The sequence below is a fragment of the Sphaerisporangium sp. NPDC004334 genome (genome assembly GCF_053602655.1).
In genome coordinates, this window is record NZ_JBSGDZ010000031.1 from 17,058 (window position 1) to 34,950 (window position 17,893).

General features: G+C 71.6%; 15 protein-coding genes. 6 read left to right on the forward strand and 9 right to left on the reverse strand.

The genetic code is table 11. From position 1 onward, the window contains the following. Positions 1 to 76: 76 nt before the first annotated feature. The 4 genes from ACWEN6_RS32820 to ACWEN6_RS32835 form a co-directional block, all read right to left on the reverse strand. A complete protein-coding gene (locus ACWEN6_RS32820; RefSeq protein ID WP_452575699.1) occupies positions 77 to 829 on the reverse strand; it encodes an energy-coupling factor ABC transporter ATP-binding protein in 753 nt (250 codons plus the stop codon). Then, positions 826 to 1,590 carry a cobalt ECF transporter T component CbiQ gene (gene cbiQ, locus ACWEN6_RS32825; RefSeq protein ID WP_452575700.1) on the reverse strand — a complete coding sequence of 255 codons (765 nt, stop codon included), beginning with the start codon at positions 1,588 to 1,590 and terminating at the stop codon, positions 826 to 828. Before cbiQ ends, ACWEN6_RS32820 begins: the two co-directional genes overlap by 4 nt. After that, the gene (locus tag ACWEN6_RS32830; protein ID WP_452575702.1) at positions 1,590 to 2,648 is read right to left on the reverse strand and encodes an energy-coupling factor ABC transporter permease; all 1,059 of its coding nucleotides are present in this window, start codon (positions 2,646 to 2,648) and stop codon (positions 1,590 to 1,592) included. The genes cbiQ and ACWEN6_RS32830 overlap by 1 nt, the downstream gene beginning before the upstream one ends. A 300-nt stretch (positions 2,649 to 2,948) precedes the next feature. After that, on the reverse strand, positions 2,949 to 4,760 hold the full coding sequence (locus ACWEN6_RS32835; RefSeq protein WP_452575704.1) for a glycosyltransferase family 2 protein: 1,812 nt from the start codon (positions 4,758 to 4,760) through the stop codon (positions 2,949 to 2,951). 140 nt (positions 4,761 to 4,900) lie between these two features. Here ACWEN6_RS32835 and ACWEN6_RS32840 point away from each other — a divergent pair, with 140 nt between their 5' ends. Both ACWEN6_RS32840 and ACWEN6_RS32845 read left to right on the forward strand, forming a co-directional pair. After that, positions 4,901 to 5,275, forward strand: coding sequence for an STAS domain-containing protein (locus ACWEN6_RS32840; RefSeq protein WP_380825032.1), 375 nt, complete (start codon positions 4,901 to 4,903; stop codon positions 5,273 to 5,275). Positions 5,276 to 5,431: 156 nt separating this feature from the next. Further along, entirely contained in the window at positions 5,432 to 7,729 is a 2,298-nt protein-coding gene (locus tag ACWEN6_RS32845) for a HelD family protein (protein ID WP_452575706.1), read from the forward strand. A gap of 88 nt (positions 7,730 to 7,817) precedes the next feature. Here the strand turns inward: ACWEN6_RS32845 and ACWEN6_RS32850 are convergent, their stop codons facing one another. Continuing rightward, positions 7,818 to 8,609, reverse strand: a complete 792-nt coding sequence (locus ACWEN6_RS32850; RefSeq protein WP_452575708.1) for a maleylpyruvate isomerase family mycothiol-dependent enzyme — start codon at positions 8,607 to 8,609, stop codon at positions 7,818 to 7,820. A 120-nt stretch (positions 8,610 to 8,729) separates the two neighbouring features. On the opposite strand from ACWEN6_RS32850, the gene ACWEN6_RS32855 reads away from it, so the two are divergent. Continuing rightward, positions 8,730 to 9,719, forward strand: coding sequence for a S66 peptidase family protein (locus ACWEN6_RS32855; protein ID WP_452575710.1), 990 nt, complete (start codon positions 8,730 to 8,732; stop codon positions 9,717 to 9,719). Between the two features lie 60 nt (positions 9,720 to 9,779). Here the strand turns inward: ACWEN6_RS32855 and ACWEN6_RS32860 are convergent, their stop codons facing one another. Next, positions 9,780 to 10,151, reverse strand: coding sequence for a YybH family protein (locus tag ACWEN6_RS32860; RefSeq protein WP_452575712.1), 372 nt, complete (start codon positions 10,149 to 10,151; stop codon positions 9,780 to 9,782). A gap of 127 nt (positions 10,152 to 10,278) precedes the next feature. Continuing rightward, on the reverse strand, positions 10,279 to 11,196 hold the full coding sequence (locus tag ACWEN6_RS32865; RefSeq protein ID WP_452575714.1) for a LysR family transcriptional regulator: 918 nt from the start codon (positions 11,194 to 11,196) through the stop codon (positions 10,279 to 10,281). A gap of 331 nt (positions 11,197 to 11,527) precedes the next feature. On the opposite strand from ACWEN6_RS32865, the gene ACWEN6_RS32870 reads away from it, so the two are divergent. Continuing rightward, entirely contained in the window at positions 11,528 to 12,754 is a 1,227-nt protein-coding gene (locus ACWEN6_RS32870) for a YbfB/YjiJ family MFS transporter (RefSeq protein WP_452575716.1), read from the forward strand. A gap of 36 nt (positions 12,755 to 12,790) precedes the next feature. Here the strand turns inward: ACWEN6_RS32870 and rph are convergent, their stop codons facing one another. Both rph and ACWEN6_RS32880 read right to left on the reverse strand, forming a co-directional pair. Beyond that, the gene (rph, locus tag ACWEN6_RS32875; RefSeq protein ID WP_452575718.1) at positions 12,791 to 15,697 is read right to left on the reverse strand and encodes a rifamycin-inactivating phosphotransferase; all 2,907 of its coding nucleotides are present in this window, start codon (positions 15,695 to 15,697) and stop codon (positions 12,791 to 12,793) included. 10 nt (positions 15,698 to 15,707) lie between these two features. Continuing rightward, the gene (locus ACWEN6_RS32880; RefSeq protein WP_452575720.1) at positions 15,708 to 16,964 is read right to left on the reverse strand and encodes a glycosyltransferase 87 family protein; all 1,257 of its coding nucleotides are present in this window, start codon (positions 16,962 to 16,964) and stop codon (positions 15,708 to 15,710) included. A gap of 192 nt (positions 16,965 to 17,156) precedes the next feature. On the opposite strand from ACWEN6_RS32880, the gene ACWEN6_RS32885 reads away from it, so the two are divergent. Both ACWEN6_RS32885 and ACWEN6_RS32890 read left to right on the forward strand, forming a co-directional pair. Continuing rightward, positions 17,157 to 17,399 (forward strand): hypothetical protein, encoded by a 243-nt coding sequence (locus ACWEN6_RS32885; protein ID WP_452575722.1) that lies wholly within the window; start codon positions 17,157 to 17,159, stop codon positions 17,397 to 17,399. Beyond that, on the forward strand, positions 17,377 to 17,886 hold the full coding sequence (locus tag ACWEN6_RS32890) for a DUF6879 family protein (RefSeq protein WP_452575724.1): 510 nt from the start codon (positions 17,377 to 17,379) through the stop codon (positions 17,884 to 17,886). The genes ACWEN6_RS32885 and ACWEN6_RS32890 overlap by 23 nt, the downstream gene beginning before the upstream one ends. Positions 17,887 to 17,893 lie beyond the last annotated feature (7 nt).

Below are 17,893 nucleotides of genomic sequence, written 5' to 3' on the forward strand. Positions count from 1 at the left end.
CCTTGCGGGGCCCACTTTAGTCCTGGCGGCGCGGCGACGGGCTCAGTACGCCACAGCATCGCCGCGTGAAAGCGGATCAGAGCGGCTGAGGAGCCACCGCGAAGCCGAACGGGAGCTCCAGGCGATGGGCGGCGAGCAGGTCGGGCTCGGCGAGGATCTCACGGGTCGGCGCGTCGGCCGCGATGACCCCGTCCGACAGGATGAGCGAGCGCTCGCACAGTTCCAGGGCGTAGGGCAGGTCGTGGGTGACCATCAGCACGGTGACGTCCAGGGAGCGCAGGATCTCGGCCAGCTCGCGCCGCGAGGCGGGGTCGAGGTTGGACGACGGTTCGTCCAGCACGAGGATCTCCGGCCGCATGGCCAGCACCGTGGCGACCGCGACCCTGCGGCGCTGCCCGAACGACAGGTGGTGCGGCGGCCGGTCGGCGATGTCGGGCAGCCCGACCTGCGCCAGCGCCTCGTTAACCCGCAGCTCCAACTCGAAGCCGCGCACGCCCATGTTGGCCGGGCCGAACGCGACGTCCTCGCGGACCGTGGGCATGAACAGCTGGTCGTCGGGGTCCTGGAAGACCAGGCCGACACGGCGGCGGATCTCGCCCAGATTGTCCTTGCGCACGGGCAGACCGGCCACCTCGACCTCGCCGTGCCCGGCGGTCAGGATGCCGTTGAGGTGCATGACCAGGGTCGTCTTGCCCGCGCCGTTCGGGCCGAGCAGCGCGACCCGCTCGCCGCGGCCGATGGTGAGGTCGACGCCGTAGAGCGCCTGGGTGCCGTCGGGGTAGGCGTAGGCCAGCTCGCTGACGCGCAGGGAAGGTGGCGGATTGCTCACGTGAGACTCCAGGACAGTACGGCCGTCGCCAGAGCGGCCATGGGAAGCAGGGAGGCGGTCGCCCAACTGCGCGCCGAGGCGCGCAGGTTGTCGATGACGGGCATGGACCCTGTGTAGCCCCTGCTCAGCATCGCCAGGTGCACGCGCTCGCCGCGCTCGTAGGAGCGGATGAACAGCGCGCCGGCCGACTTGGCGATGACCGGCAGGTGGCGCACGTCGCGGGCCACGAAGCCCCGCGCCTCGCGGGCGACGCGCATGCGGCGCATCTCGTCGAGGATCACGTCCATGTAGCGCAGCATGAACATGGCGATCTGCACGAGGGTCTGCGGCAGGCGCAGCCGCTGCGCGCCGAGCAGCATCGTGCGGGGCTCGGTGGTCGCGGCCAGCAGGATGCTGGCCACGACGCCGAGGGTGGCCTTGGCCAGGATGTTCCAGGCCGACCACAGGCCCGCGGAGCTGAGCGACAGGCCGAGCACCTCCACCCGCTCCCCCAGACCGATGATCGGCAGTGCCACCGCGAAGATCACGAACGGCACCTCGATGACCATGCGGCGCAGCACGAACCTCGCCGGCACCCTGGCCACCGCGGCGACCGCGGCGAGCAGCAGGGCGTAGACCCCGAAGGCCCAGAACGCCTCCCGCGGCGTGGCGACCACCACCACGGCGAACGCCGCGACCGCGGGGAGCTTGCACTGGGGCGGCAGGCGGTGGATCGCCGTGTCGCCCGGCCGGTAGAGCTGGTGGGTGTGCCCGGCGCCCATCAGGCGCTCACTTTGTCACCGTCGCGCCGGCCCTCGACCCCGGCCTGCCGGTTGCGGCGCCGCACCACGTAGAAGATCGCACCGCCGGCCAGCACCGTGATGCCGACGCCGGCGACGCCCGCGACGCCCACCGACAGCCGCTCGTCCTGCACGCCCTTGACGCTGTAGTCCGACAGCGGGCCGCCGCCGAGGGCGTGGCCGCGCTCGTTGACGTTCAGCCCCTTGTCGCCGGCGACCTTCTCCAGCCCGTCGGGGCTGCTGGAGGCGTAGAAGGAGACCACACCGGCCAGCAGGACGGTGACCAGGGCGCCGCCGATGAGCAGCGGCCGCAGGCTGCGGGACGGCGCGGGCGCGGGCCCGCCGGCGACCTCGGTGCTGGCGCCGTCGGCGGTGCGCAGCACCAGCTTGGCCTTCAACCCCTTCGCGCCGTAGACCAGGTCGGGGCGCACGGCCAGCACGCTGCTCACGGTGAGCGCGGTGATCAGACCCTCGCCGAGACCGATGAGAACGTGCACGCCGCCCATCGCGATCGCCACCGAGGACACGTCGATCGGCGCGGTGCCGCCGATCCAGAACAGCAGGGTGAAGCCCATCGCCGCGACCGGCACCGAGACGGCGGCGCCGATGAAGGCCGCGACCGGGATGGCCGCGCGGCTGCGGGGGGCGCTGCGGACGATCAGGCGGAACACCGCCCAGCCGACGACGGAGGTGACGATGGCCATCAGGGTGATGTTGACGCCGAGCGCGGTGAGGCCGCCGTCCGCGAAGAAGAACCCCTGGACGAGCAGCACCACCGCCACGCACAACACGGCCGTGTACGGCCCTACGAGCACCGCGGCCAGTGTGCCGCCGAGAAGGTGGCCGCTGGTGCCGGCCGCCACGGGGAAGTTGAGCATCTGGACGGCGAAGATGAACGCCGCGACGAGGCCCGCCATCGGGGCGGTGCGGTCGTCGAGTTCGCGGCGCGCGCCGCGCAGGCAGACGGCCAGGCCGGCGGCGGCGAAGGCCCCCGCGCCGATGGAGACCGCCGCGTTGAAGAAACCGTCTGGTACGTGCACCAGAGCCTCCGAGGTGGGATCGAGTCGTGCCAACTCTAAGCCATTACCTCGTAGCTGCAAGAGACTGGCAAGAACGACCTAAATGCTGGGGCGTCGCCCTCTCACTGGTAGGGGTGGGCGCCACCCCTTATGTGGCCCCAGAGGTACATATCCGTGGCCGCCCCCAAGTGAAGCCCCCTACTCGGTGCGGGCTCGGCCGAGGATCGGCCGACCGCAAGCCACCCGGTCCACGCGGGCTCCGTGGAGGCCCGGCGGCCGACGGTCAGCGGCCGGCGGCTCGGGCAGGGTCGGCGGCCGGGGTCAGCGGCCGATGCGGATGGTGCGGCGCACGACCGCTCGCGGGCCGCGGGCCGAGACGGTGACCACGAGCCTGCGGCGGATCTTGGACGCCCGCGCGGTGGCCGTCCAGCGCCTGCGCCCCCGCCACCAGGCCATCCCCGGCCCGAGCCCGGCGACCTCGGTCTCGCCGACCTGCACGGGGTAGCGCAGCGGCGGCCCGCCGAGGTCGAGCTCCAGCTCGGCCTCCCAGACGCCCGTGGCGTCGAGCGAGGAGGTGGCGGTGAACCCCGCCGCGCCGGCGGCGGTCACCGGGACCCGCCGCTCGCTGCCGGAGGAGCGTTCGCGCCAGACCACCTGGCGGGCGCGGCCGGCGACCGCGCACCCCTCCCCGACGGTCACCGTGCCCTCGATGGTCAGCGACCCCTTGCCACCCCACGCGGCGCGGGTCAGCCGCGCCGCCCCGGGGACCGCCGCCACATGACCGCCGATGTCGATGGTGAGGTTGCCGTGCGGGCGGGTGAAGTAGGGCACCGCTATCGCGCCGGTCAGCCGGACGGCGGGACAGGCGACCCCGGAGTCGCGGTCGGCGCCGAACCGCGCCACCCGGCGCACTCCCTCGCACGCCAGCACGACGTACATGTCCCACACTCCGGGGGGCAGGTGCGAGACCTCGACCCCGGCGGCGAAGACGTCGGCCACCGAGGTCACCGGCACCCGCCGCTCGGCTCCGGTGGAGCGTTCCCGCAGCAGCAGACCGACCGCCACGCCGTTCCAGGAGTCCGACAACGACGCGCGGCCCGAGATCTCCAGGCGGTGCCCCCTCCATTCGAGGGCGGTCAGGCGGCGGCGCAGCACGGCGGTCTCGACCCGGGCGAGCCGTTCGAGCCGCGCGGCGTCCCCCAGGGAGGCGGCGCGAAGCCGGTCGATGGGGCGCAGCCGTTCGAGCACGCCGTCGGTCAGCCACGCCGCGCACATGTCGGACACCTCGCCGGCGATGGCGCGGCGCCGCGCGGCGTCCGCGTCCAGGAACGGCGCGCCGAGCTGGGCCAGGATGTCGAAACGGAAGTGCCGGCGCATGAGGTGGTCGCGCAGCGGCCCTTCGGGGACGTGGCGCGTCATCAGCTCGATGGGCGTGCGGATCATGCGCAGCCAGGCGAGCGGGTCTCGGCTGCCGGGCTCCTGCATGATGCTGGTGCCGTCCGGGCGGGCCGTCAGGTGGTAGCAGTCGTGGTCGGCGACCACGGAGATCGTGCGCGCGTGGCAGTAGGCGTGCACGGAGAAGACGATGTCCTCCCCCACGCGCAGCGACTCGTCGAACCGGATCTGGTGGCGGGTCAGCAGCTCGCGCCGGAAGAGCTTGAAGCAGGTGAGGGTGTTGTAGACGGTGCTCTCGCCGAGCGGCGCGTGGTCGCGGTTCTCCCGGAACATGGAGGTGGGCACCGCGCGGCCGTGCCCCACCATCTTGCCGAGCACGATGTCGGAGCCGTTGCGCTCGGCCATGGCCACCATGCGCTGGAGCGCCTCGGGACCGAGGTGGTCGTCGGCGTCGCAGAAGAAGACGTAGCGCCCGCTGGAGTGCGCGATCGCGCGGTTACGCGGCCGGGCCGCGCCGCCGGACGGCTGCTGGTGCCAGACCCTTATCTCGGGAAACTTCTCGGCATAGTCGGCGAGCAGCTCGCGGCTGCCGTCGGTGGAGCCGTCGTCCACGACGACGATCTCCTTGCTCACGGCCTGGGTGAGCAACGACGTGAGGCACCGGTCGAGGTAGGGGCGGCAGTTGTGGACGGGCACCACGATGCTCACGTCGACACGCCGACTACTTTCCGTCTTCATTGCGATTCATTATGTAACCGATGACCCGCGCCTGGCGGCGCAATCACCGCGTTGGCATCACCCGTTTTACCTGCTCATTTGGCCGTGCGGGCTTATTACCCGTTTGTCGGGGTAGCCCGGCCCCCGACGGAGGTGACGAGATGGCCTATCCGGCGCGCGAAACAGGATTGCACATCAGTGAACGACTCGACGGACAATGCGTCATCGTTCAGATCGACGGGGAACTCGACATGAGCGCCGTGCCGCGCCTGCGCGCGGAGCTCGACCACGCCATAGAGGGGGTGCGCCCTCCTTGCCTCGTGCTCGACCTGACGCGCACGAGCTTCTGCGACTCCCTGGGGTTGGGGCTGCTGGTCAACACCTACAACCGGGTTCGCGAGATGGGCGGGAGGCTGGCGCTGGCGGTGACGCCCGGCATGATGGTCTCGAGGTTGCTGACCATCACCCATCTGGACCACCACTTCGACACTTACCAGAGCACGGCGGACGCCGTGGCGACGGTGCAGGCGGCATGACGCGCCGCCTACGGGCGACGGCCGGGTGATGGACGCGCGGCCCGGAAGGGCCGCGTCGGACGGATGCGAGGGTGGGCGCGAGCTGTTACGCTCGTGCACTTGGCATGTCTTCATCAATGTGCCATACACCCTGCCCGTAAGGAGTATACCACACCTATGGAGCGTCGCGCATCCTCCAGCGCCCGGACCGAAGCCCTGCGCGCCGAACAGTCCTACGTCTCCATGCTGTACGAGCGACTCGACGCCGTACGCGAGCGCGCCGAGACGGCGCTGCGCCACGAACACGGGCGCGGCGGGCCCGGCGGCACCCACCAGGCGCGGCTCGAACGCGACGTGTCCGCCCACGAGCACGCCCGGCGGCTGGCCCAGCTGTCCGGCGTGGAGCGCGGCCTGTGCTTCGGCCGCGTCGACGACGTCGAGGGCGACACCTACTACATCGGCCGCGTGGGGCTGCGGGACGCCCGCGACGAACTGGTCCTGATCGACTGGCGCGCCCCCGCGGCCCGCCCCTTCTACACCGCCACCCCGAGCGACCCGGGACCCCTGGTGCGCCGCCGGCACCTGCACACCCGCGGCCGCACCGTCGTCGGCCTGGACGACGAGGTGTTCGACCTCGCGCGGATGAGCGAGCCCGACCGCCGCACGCTGGTCGGCGAGGCCGCTCTGATGGCGGCGCTGCGGCGCGGGCGCACCGGCCGCATGGGCGACGTCGTCGCCACCATCCAGGCCGAGCAGGACCAGGTGATCCGCTCCGGCCTGGCCGGCGCGCTCGTCGTCCAGGGCGGCCCCGGCACGGGCAAGACCGTGGCCGCCCTGCACCGCGCGGCCTATCTGCTGTACGCGCACCGGCGGACGCTGGAGCGGCGCGGGGTGCTGGTGGTCGGGCCCAACGCCATGTTCCTGCGGTACATCGGCCAGGTACTGCCCTCGCTCGGCGAGACCGACGTCGTGCTGACCACCGTCGGCGAGCTGTACCCCGGCGTGCGCGCCACGGCCGCCGACGAGCCGCGGACGGCGCTGGTCAAGGGCGACACCCGCATGGTCGAGGTGGTCAGGGCCGCCGTGCGCGACCGCCAGCGCGTCCCCGACGGCGACCTCTCCGTCCGGGTCCCCACCAAGACGTCGGTGCGCGGCGGGGTCGAGGTCGTCGTCGAGCGCATGGAGCTGAGCGTCGGCCACGCCGCCTGCGAGCGCGCCCGCGACCGCGCGCGGGCCGTGCGCGGCCCGCACAACGTGGCGCGCAAGCTGTTCGTCGACTCGGTCCTGAGCGCGCTCGCCCTGGACGAGGCGCGGCGCCTCGACCGGCCGCTGGAGGAGGGAGACCTGCACTACGCCCGCCAGGCCCTGTGGCAGACGCGCGAGGTGCGCGAGGCGCTGGACCTGCTGTGGCCTTACCTCACGCCGCAGCGGCTGCTGTCGGAGCTGTTCGCCGACGACGCGGCGCTGCGCTCGGCCGCCGCGTCCCTTTCGCCCGCCGAGCGCGAGGCCCTCGCCCGGCCGGCGGGCTCACCCTGGACGGTCGAGGACGTCCCGCTGCTGGACGAGGCGGCCGACCTGCTCGGCGAGGACGACGCCGAGGCCAGGGCGGCCGAGCGCGCCGCGGCGCGCGAACGCGATGAGGCCGAGCTGTACGCGCGCGAGGTGCTGCACATCAGCGGGGTCGCCGAGATGGAGATCATGGACGCCGGCGCCCTGGCCGACCGGCACGACGACGGCGGCGACGCGCTCACCACCGCGCAGCGGGCCGAGCGCGACCGGCTCTGGGCCTACGGCCACGTCATCGTGGACGAGGCGCAGGAGCTGTCCGCGATGGCCTGGCGCACGATCATGCGGCGGGTGCCGGCGCGGTCGCTGACCATCGTGGGCGACGTCGCCCAGACCGGCGCGGCCGCGGGCGCCCGGTCATGGGGCGCGATGCTCGACCCGCACCTCAAGGACCGCTGGCGCGAGGCGCGGCTGCTGGTCAACTACCGCACGCCGGCGGAGATCATGGAGGTCGCCGTGGACGTGCTCAGGTCGGTGGCCCCGGACCAGGAGCCGCCGATCTCCGTCCGCGACGGCGGGGCGCCGCCGCGCGCCCTGCGGGTGCCCCGCGCGGAGCTGCGCCGCCTCCTCCCGGAGCTGGTGCGGTCGGAGCTGGCCGAGATCGGCGAGGGACGGCTGGCCGTCCTCACCGCCGACGCCCGGCACGGCGAGATCGCCGCGGCGCTCCCCGAGGCGGCGTCCGCGCTGACGGCGGACGCCCTGGACTCGCCGTCGGTCGTGCTGACCGTCACCCAGGCCAAGGGGCTGGAGTTCGACGCGGTGGTGATCGTCGAGCCCGGCGAGATCCTCGCCCAGTCCCCGAAGGGCGGCCAGGATCTCTACGTGGCGATCACCCGGGCCACCCGGCGGCTGACCGTCGTCCACCAGGACGACCTGCCGCCCGTCCTGTCCCGGCTGGGCGCCGGGTGACCGCCCGGTGAGAAGCGAGCGACGGCGGCCGACCGGGCACTGACGGGTGGCGAGGACGGTGAGGGGTGGGGCGGCTGAGGGCGGCCGGTCAGAAGCCCGGGAAGACGCGACGGAGGTCGTCCAGGGTGATCTTCTCGGAGTCCAGGCTCACGTCGGCGGGCGTGTGCTCGGGGGCGTGACGGCCGGCGACCAGGCGCAGCCACCACTCCGCCGGAGCGGAAAGCACGCCGTCCGGCGCGCCGGGGACGTCGGTCAGGGACACCGCGTCGTCGATGCCGAGGCCGAAGGACCGCTCCGGGGAGGTCAACCGCACCGCGAGGGCCGCCTGGCCGTCCAGCTCGCCGGCGCTGCCGGTGAAGCCGAGCAGCACGCCGGCCTCATCGAGCAACTGCGCGACCGCCCACGGCTCCAGCGTCGCGGCCTGGTCGAAGGCGACCTTGACGTCCCAGGTGTGGTAGGCGAACTCGGTGAGCCGCATGCCGGTCAGGCCGGCCACGTCCCGCGGCGGAGCGGGGAACCAGAGCGGGATGCGCAGTTCATCCTTGGTCTGCCGGTCCAGCCCCTCCAGCCGGCTCACCAGCGCCTCGTTCGCGCCCACGACGTGCTCGGCGCGCTCGGCGCGCGACCACCCGTCCCACCGGGCCCAGATGCTCTTGATGAAATCCCCGTCCGGGGCTCCGGCACCGCTCAGGGCCCCGTCGAGGGTCGCGAGGAAGATCTCGGCGCCGCTGCCGAGGTGGCTGAGCACCTGCGAAACGTCCCACTCGGAGGCGCCGGACCGGCGGGCGAGGTCATCGGCGGTGAAGCCGCGCACAAGCCCGGCCAGGTCGTCGAGGCCGGAGCGCAGCGCCTTGATCATCTCATCCGCTCGGTCGGTCATTCGTCTCTCCTGTCACATCTTCGGGGCAGTCCGAACGGACGAACACCGGCACCCGCGAGAATCTTCCTCGGCCCGGAAAATGAGATTCGCCGACCAGGGGCAGGCCGCTACCCTCGCGAAATGAACGTGACATTCCCCCGGAAGCTGCGCAGGGGCGACACCGTACGGGTGGTGGCGCCCGCCTCGTCCCGCGCGATGGTGCTGGAGCACGACCACAGCGCCATCACCGAGCGCCGGTTCGCCGAACTCGGCCTGACGCTGACCTACGGGCGGCATGTGGACGAGCGGGACGCTTTCGACTCCTCCTCTGTCGCCTCGCGGGTCACCGACCTGCACGAGGCCTTCGCCGACCCTTCGGTCGCGGCGATCCTGACGGTGATCGGCGGCTACAGCTCCAACCAGCTCCTGCCCTTCCTGGACTGGGAGCTGATCAGCGCCAACCCGAAGATCCTGTGCGGCTACTCCGACATCACGGCCCTGCAGAACGCCGTCCTCGCCCGCACCGGCCTGGTCACCTATTCGGGGCCGCACTGGGCGACGTTCGGCATGCGCGACCACTTCGAGCAGATCATGGGGTGGTTCACCGCGGCGGTGTTCGACAGCGCGCCGGTCACGCTCACCCCCTCGGAGCAGTGGAGCGACGATCTGTGGTGGCTGGACCAGGACAAGCGCGAGCCGGCGCCCAACGAAGGCTGGTGGCCGATCCACCCGGGCACCGCCGAGGGGCGCATCGTGGGCGGCAACCTGTGCACCCTCAACCTGCTGCAGGGCACCCCGTACATGCCCTCGCTCGACGGCGCGCTGCTGATCCTCGAAGACGACTACGAGTCGCACCCGGCGACCTTCGCACGCGATCTGACCTCGCTGCTCCAGGTACCCGGCGCGGCGTCGGTGCGCGGAGTGGCGATCGGACGCTTCCAGAGGTCGAGCGGCATGACGCGTTCCCTGCTGGAACAGCTCATCGCCGCCCAGCCGTCCCTCGCCGGCATCCCGGTCCTGGGCAACATCGACGTCGGCCACACCTATCCGTTGGCGACCTTCCCCATCGGCGGCCGCGCCCGCCTCGACGCCACTCCCGGCGCCCCCGCCCTCACCCTGCTCGACCATTGACGCGGCGCCATCGCCCCGAGGCCAGGCGTTTCGCCTGGGACCCGGGGGCGGCGTCATCGGCTAGGCGAGGCGGGAGACCTGGTAGTGGGCGAGGGACCAGCCCTCTTCCGTCCGCCTCACCAGGACGCTGAGGTTGACGGCGATGGGTGGGCGGTCGGTGAAGGAGAAGTCGACGGCCAGGTAGCCGAGGACCAGGCCGTCGGCGAGCGCCCGGGTCTCCAGGACGCGGTACTCGGCGGTCAGCCCGAGCGGCTGGGAGGCGTAGTAGGCCGCCACGCCGGGCCTGCCGACGCTGTAGGGATGCAGCCCCTGGAAGATCGCGTCCTCGGTGAACAGGGCCGCGACCTGCTCGGGCTCGTGGCCGTCGACCGCCGCCTTCCACCGGTCCAGGACCTCCCGGAGGATCGCTTCGTTATCTGTGTTGCCGTTCATCGGCGTTCTCCTGTTGACGAGATCAAGACCCACGTCGACGGGGACCGGTGAGCCGCGGTGAACGGCCGCCCGGCTCCTCGACGTGTCGTGTCACCGTAGGCGACGTGTCACGGTAGGCGGCGCCCGCCTACCGCCGGTGCGGGTCGTCCTCGGGCAGCCAGGCGTCCGGGCCGTGAACGCCGAAGTCGCCGGCGTCGCCGCCGTCGCTCAAGGCCTCGACGACGGCGAGGACCGCGGCGCGGACTTCGCTCCGCCGCCACACCAGGGACCAGGTCCAGTAGGGCTCCGGCGTGATGACGGGGCGTCGCACCAGGTCCGGCGGCAGTGACGCCGTCTGGCCCTTGGGCGAGTTGACGACCGGACGGCCGCTGCGGCGCACGTGGTCGAAGAACGCCGGGCCGGTGATGCCGCCGTCGGAGACGCGCACCGGGCGGGCGCCGGTCCTTTCGGCCAGTTCTCCGGCGTAGGCGTTCCAGGACGACCAGGAGGCGTCGTCGCCCAGCAGGACGGCGGTGTCCGAGGCGGGCACCTCGCCGGTGTCGTCGCCGGCGGCGACGGCGTGCAGACGATCGGCGCCGATGAGCCGGCAGTTCAGGCCGTGCCGCTCCAGGTCGCCGGCGCGCAGCCAGCACACCGCGAAGTCGAGGCCGCCGTCCGCCACCCGGGAGGCCTGGGTGTGCGAGGGGCCGACCCAGGCGTCGACGTGGACGCGGGCCACCGCGGCGGTGCGGGCGGTCAGGTCCGGCGGAAGCCAGTTGACGTAGCCGAGCAGGACCGGCTCCGACCCGCACGGCCGGCGGGCGCGGTGCCTGACGTCGTCGGCGCGTTCCAGCAGATCGCGAATGTGCGGGAGCAGACCCGCCCCGGCCGGGGTGAGCGACACCGAGCGGCGGTCGCGGTCGAACAGGCGCACGCCCAGGTCGCGTTCCAGCGCCTTGATCTGCTGGGACAGGGACGGACCCGCGATCAGCAGGCGCTCCGCGGCCCGGCCGAAGTTCAGTTCCTCGGCCACCGCCACGAAGTACCGCAGCTGGCGCAGTTCCACCCTTGCCATGCTACGTCGGTGATAGGCCGCGCCTACCAGCAGGGAGGAAGCCGGTCGTGGCGATCACACCGGCGTGTGGCCGACGATGGAGCACGTCGCCCAACGCCCGCGTGAGTGGAGCGAACCCGTGCGTCACCGCGCGGGAACTCCCCACGACCGGGCCGCGCCGCCATCGCACGATGACGGCTCACGTTCGTACCCGCCACCGCCGGACGGGCGGGCCACGGCGGCGAACGCTCGCGTTCGTATCCGCCACCGCCGGACGGCCGGCCAGGGCGGCGAACGGCAGGCTCAGCCCGCAGACCTCGATCGACCTCGCAAGGACCTCCTCATGACCGAACGACCCCTGCTCGCCTCCCCCGCCGGAGGAGACGGCGCGCTCCGGTCGCCCTGGATCCACGTCGCCCAGGCCGCCGTGGCGCTCGCCGCGGGCATGGGGGTCGGCCGGTTCGTCTACACTCCGATCCTTCCGCTGATGCACGATCAGGCCGGGATGTCCGCGGCGACCGGCGCGAACCTGGCCACGGCCAACTACGTCGGATACCTCATCGGCGCGCTCGCCGGCATCCTGTCCCCGGCGCTGGTCCGCTCGTCCACCCCGCTGCGCGCCGCGCTGGTGGTGCTCACCTGCAGCTTGGCCGCGATGCCCGTCACCGAGAGCCCGGCCGTGTGGATCGCGCTGCGCCTGCTGGCCGGAGTGGCCAGTGCCCTGGTCTTCGTCATCACGGCCGCCTCTCTCCTGAGCCACCTGCGCGAGCACCCCGCGCACCTGGCCGGGTGGGCGTTCGGCGGGATCGGCGGCGGCATCGCGCTGTCCGGCCTGATCGTCCTGGTGCTGCGCCCGTTCGCCGACTGGCGGACGGCCTGGTTCGCCGCGGCCGTACTCGCCGAGGTCCTCACCATGGCCTCGTGGAACCTTCGCCCCGAAGCCGCGCCGACGGCGCGCGCGGAATCCGCCGAAGCAGCGGGCGACGGGCCGAGGACGCGCCCGCACCGCTGGTTCACCGCGCTGTTCGCCTCCTACACCCTGGAAGGCGTCGGCTACATCGTCGCCGGCACCTTCCTGGTGGCGGCGATCGAGCAGAACTCCCCCGGCGGGCTGGGCAGCGGCGCCTGGGTACTGGTCGGGGTGGCGGCCGTGCCGTCCTCCGCGCTGTGGGCCCGGCTCGGACGCCGCTGGTCCCGCCCCGGCCTGCTGCTCGCCGCGCTCGTCATCCAGGCGGTCGGCATCGCCCTGCCGGCCCTGGTCCACGGCGTGGCGGCGGCACTGATCTCCGCGGTCCTGTTCGGCGCGACGTTCGTCGGCGTCAGCACCCTCGCCCTCGCCGCGGGCGCCCACCTGCGCTTCCCCCGCTCGGTCGCGCTGCTGACCGCCGGATACTCCGTCGGCCAGATCCTCGGTCCGCTGGTCGTCACCCCGCTGCTCCACCACGGCTATCAGCGGGCGCTGATCCTGGCCGCCGTCGTCGTCCTCACGGCGGCCGTGGCCGCCGCCGTCCTCCGCGTCGGCTTCCCCCACCAACGCCCCTCCGGTGGCGTCTGCGTCACCTCCCCGTGATCACGCCGGCGGAAGGGCTTGCCGGTGACCGGCCGGTCAGGGCAGTAGCTCGACGTACCCGTCGCTTCCGTGCACGCGGATCCGCTGCCCGTCGGTGATCAGCCGAGTGGCGTCCACCACGCTGACGACGGCCGGCAGGCCGTACTCCCGTGCGATCACCGCTCCGTGGGTCATCTGTCCTCCGACCTCCGTGACCAGGCCGGCGATGGCGACGAAGAGAGGCGTCCAGCTCGGGTCGGTGTGGGAGGTGACGAGGATGTCGCCCGGTTCGAGATCGGCCTGGGCCATGTCCAGGATGACGCGGGCGCGCCCTTCGACGGTCCCGGCGGAGACCGGCAGGCCGACCAGGGCGCCGACCGGCACGTCGTCGCGCCGGTACGCCCCGGTGATGGCCTCGCCGTCCGAGGTCAGCACCCGGGGCGGTGTGAGCGCCTGGTGGGCGCGGAACTCGTCCTTGCGCCGCCGGATCAGCTCGTCGTCCACCTGGTTCGAACGCACCGCGTCGTGGAACTCCTGGAAGGTGAGGTAGAAGACGTCCTCCCTCTCGGAGAGCACCTTCGCCCGCACGAGGCGCTCGGCCTCTTCCATCAAGGCCTGCTTGTAGACGAAGTAGCGGCTGATGATGCCGTACTTCGGGTACTCCCGGTAGCCGATGAAGGTACGGACCCGTTCGATCATCCGCTCGGTCTCCTCGGCCTTCCGCTCCCCGTCCGGCAGCGCGCGCAGACGTTCGAGCACCTCCTGCGTCTTCTTCCGCGCCTCCTGCCGTCCTTGCTCGAAGCGCCGCTCGGCGGCGCCCGGCTCGAAGTTCCTGACGTGGTCGAGGATCAGGGGCACGAGGGTGGAAGGGCGTTCGCGCCACCGCGGCCTCGTGATGTCGATCTCGCCGACGCAGCGCATGCCGTACCGGTCGAGGTAGGCCTCGATGGCGTCGCGCGCCTCGGTCCCGCCCGGGAACTTCGGCAGCTCGTCCAGGAACCCGTCGTCCTCGACGCCCCGCAGGAACGCCACCACCTCCGGATGCGGGCGGATCACGTCCGCGACGTCGAGCAGCGCCAGCCCCATCTCGGAGGTGACGTTGCCGGGCGCGGACAGCGTGAGGGTGTCGGCCGCGTTCCTCTCGTCCAGCCACTCCTCCAGCCGGTCGTTGAGCCACCAGGTGGCCTCCATGCCCGCCATGATCGCCTGCATGTTCAGCGGATCACCGACCATCCGCTTGTGCTCCGGGAAGGCCTCCAGCAGCAGGTAGTCGAACAGCGCCGGTCCGGTCTTCGCCCGGACGTCGCGCCGCAGGGCGTCGATGGACGCCTGGCTGCGCTCGACCAGTTCGGTGACGATGGCCTGATCGGTCGCGATCGGGGCGGGCGCGCCGCCGGCTGGCGGCCCGCCGGGAGCACCGTCCAGGGGCGTCAGGACGAAGTCGTGGCGATCGAAGAGGGTCTCCAGCGCGTCCTTGGTCAGCGGATCCGACCTGCCGGCCATCTCCAGGAACCCGGCACGGCCCGCGGGCGAGGCCAGCATCCGGGTGGCGTCGACGAACAGCCTCCCGCCGGCCTCGTGCATCGGCGCCATGGCCGTCAGCTGCCACATGGAGAGCCCCAGTGGCTTCATGGCGTCGGTCATCATCTGCTGATGGCCGACGGAGAGGTAGACGCGGTTCTCCCCGTCGCGGGCCGCCGGGACGGGGAACAGCGTGGTGATCGGCCGGCTCTGCACGATCTGGAAGTCATCGCCGGCCAGGCACCATTCGATGTCCTGCGGGCGAGCGAAATGCGCCTCGATCCGCCGTCCGAGATCCACGAGCCGCACGACCTGCGCGTCCGTCAGCGCCGGCTGCTCCTGCCGCCGCGGGTCGATCGCCACTTCCCGCGTCCCGCCGGCCGGAAGGGCGCGAAGGGCACACTGTTTGGCGGCGACCGCCTTGGCGACGACCTCGCCGTCGCGCACCTTGAACACGTCCGGGTTCACCAGGCCGGAGACCAGGGCCTCGCCGAGGCCGAAGCCGGCGTCCACGGTGGCGACCTTCCGGTCGCCGGTGACGGGGTCGGCGGTGAACAGGATCCCGGCCGCATCCGGGAAGACCATCCGCTGCACGACCACGGCCATGTGAACCTTGCGGTGGTCGAAGCCGTTCCGCAGGCGGTAGGTCACGGCCCGCTCGGTGAACAGCGACGCCCAGCACCGGCTGACGTGCTCCAGGATCGCCGCCGGTCCCATGACGTTCAGATACGTGTCCTGCTGGCCCGCGAAGGAGGCCGTCGGCATGTCCTCCGCCGTCGCGCTGGATCGCACGGCGTAGGCGGCTTGCTCGCCGGGCCGGGCGAGCGCGCCGGTGATCGCCGCCGCCAGATCGCCCGGGACGACGGTCCCTTCGATGGTCCGGCGGATCTCCGCGCTGAGCGTGCGGATCGCTTCCCGGTCGTCCGGCTTCAGGCGCGACAGCCGATCGAGCCGATCATCCATCGACGGCGCTTGCGCCATGATCCGCCGGAAGGCCGCCGTCGTCACGCAGAACCCGGCCGGCACGCGGATGCCTTCGATCCGCGACAGCGCGCCCAGGTGCGCGGCCTTGCCGCCGACGACCGCGACCTGCGTCTCGTCGACCTCTCGAAGGTCCACCACGTACTGCTCGATCATCGCGACACCTCCGAGGCGACCGTGCTGCACCGCACGGCGATCGCCGATCGACTCACCGGCTCCCGAGCGTCGCGCCCCCCGTACATCGACGACACACCCACGTTTTCCCCCATATCTCTCGTCGGTGCTGTGTCCGGCCGTCGATTCTGCGGCAAGACCCGGGTCTTGCCGCAAGCCCCCCAGTGCGCTATACGTTGGAAATGGAAGGAAGTGCCATCGTCGCGTAGACGAGATCACGCACCCTGCCACCTTCGATGCCGTGCGGTCGATCGTCGCACCCCCACTGGCGGGCCGGGAGATCGCCATGCGTGAGCGGCTATCCCGGAACGACGGCGAACGGATCGCCTGACGCGCACTCTCCTCGCCGCCGATCGCTCCGGCCGAAATGGACCGCGAGCGCCAGCAACGTCGACAATCCGCTGAGCACATAACTGCCCGTCAGCGACATCAACCACATTCCAGCGTGGGATGGATAGACGAGAAGTGTCGCCAGCGCGACATATCCCGGCAGCAGGAAGATCGACCACAGGAACCCCACGCCCACCTTCTCCAGCGGCGCGTTCACGCGCTGAGCGCGCTGTGCCCACAGCACCAGGAGCGGTATGCACCAGACCCAATGGTGCGGCCAGGAAACGGGCGAGACCAGCAGCCCCACGATCCCGGTGACGGTGATTCCGGCGAGCTCGCCCGCATTCTTCGTGGTCCGTGCGGCGACCAGAAGTCCACCCGTGCCGACGACCGCGCACAGGGCGAGCCAGACGGGCATGATGGGCCACGAGCGGGGCACGAGCGCGAGCATGCCGCGAAGCGACTGGTTGAAGAAGTCCACGCCCTGCCCGGCGACCACCCGGTGTGTGTCGAGGAACGCGCCACCCCAGTAGTCACGCGAATCGGCCGGCAGCAGCAGGAATCCGAGGATCACCGTGCCGAGGAAACCGAGGCAGGCCATCAGGGCGGCCCGGTAACGACGCGTGAGGAGGAGATAGGGAATGAATATCAGCGGAGTGAGTTTGACGCCGGCGGCGATGCCCGTTCCTATGCCGCGCCACTTCTCTTTGCCGTGCGTCAGATCCGCCACTATCACCAGTAGCAGGATGATACCTATCTGCCCGTTCCACAGCGTGAGCGCCACCGGATACAAGGGAAGCACCGCGATGACGACCAGCAATGCGTGAGTCGCCCGGCGGCCACGGCGCTTCACCGTAGTAAGGCCGACGAGAATCCATATCACCGCCTCAAGGGCGAGTATGGAGATCAGCACCCAGAGGCCGGCGGCGGTATCCATCTCGACCAGGGCGAGCGGCGTGAACAGCATCGCCGCGAACGGCGAATAGGTGAACTGCAGCGACCTTCCACCGACGATCAGGTCATAGACAGAGGTGCCCCGCAGTACCGCCGCCCCGCCTTGCCGGTAGACCTCCAGGTCGATCCAGCCCTTCGCGTAGACCGCGTTGAACGCGAAGGCCGTCAGCGCGCCGCACAACGCGATCAGTACTCCGCATACCGTGGGGAACCAGGCGCCATCTCTCTTGCCAGCACGAATGCGCGGCCCTGCGGACACCGAAGAAGGCATGGCGACTCCCGACTTGGCTGCGGTGAACGCTAGTCACGCCGGCTTGTCCGAAGCTTGTCACGCCTCGCCTGTGCCGGCCGTTCCGCCGGGCGGCTGCGCCCGCTGGAACGGGTGCTATTGACTGAGGGTGGAGACGCCGGTCAGTGTCGTGATGTCGCAAGTCTGCACACATCCGAAGCACGGGAGGCAGTCATGGCGCTACGGTTCATCGGCATCGACACGGATAGCGAGCACGGCGGCTGCCCTTCCATCTGGGTGGACGAGGCGGACGGCAGCGTGGTGATCCAGGGCATCGTGGTCGATGATCCTGTGGACGTGGCCCAAGTGGTCGCCAGGAGTCCTCTCGCACCGGACGAGATGATCATCAGGCTTCCCGCGCGGATGCGTGACTACTTGCTGGAGGCGTGCCGTGATGGCGACCGCGACTTGGGATGACCTGTTCGCTCAGTGCCGGCGCTCCGCGCTGCACCTGGAGATGCGGGACGCCTATGGCACCGCGAGCCCCGGCTTCCGGGCATGGCGGGACGGCGTTCCCTTCGATCGCACCGCCTTCGACGCTCCGTGGGTGAACCTGGTCCGCGGCACCGTCGCCCGGGGTGTGGTCATCCGTCGTGCGCGGCTGGTCTCCGAACCGGTCAGCGACTACATCCGGTACGAGCACTCCGCGACGCCGTTCGCGAACCTCGCGGGCGGCGAGCAGGTCCGCTGGCTGTCACGACGACGAGCTTCCGACCTCGCGCTCCCGGGGAACGACTTCTGGCTCTTCGATGAGCGCGTGGTCCGCTTCCACTTCCACTCCGGGTCCGGTGAGCCCGCCGGCTACGAGCTGTGCGACGATCCCTCTGTGGTCAAGCTCTGCCTGACGGCCTTCGAGCGCGTGTGGGAACGCGGCATCGACCACGCCGAGTACAAGCCGCTCTGACCATCTG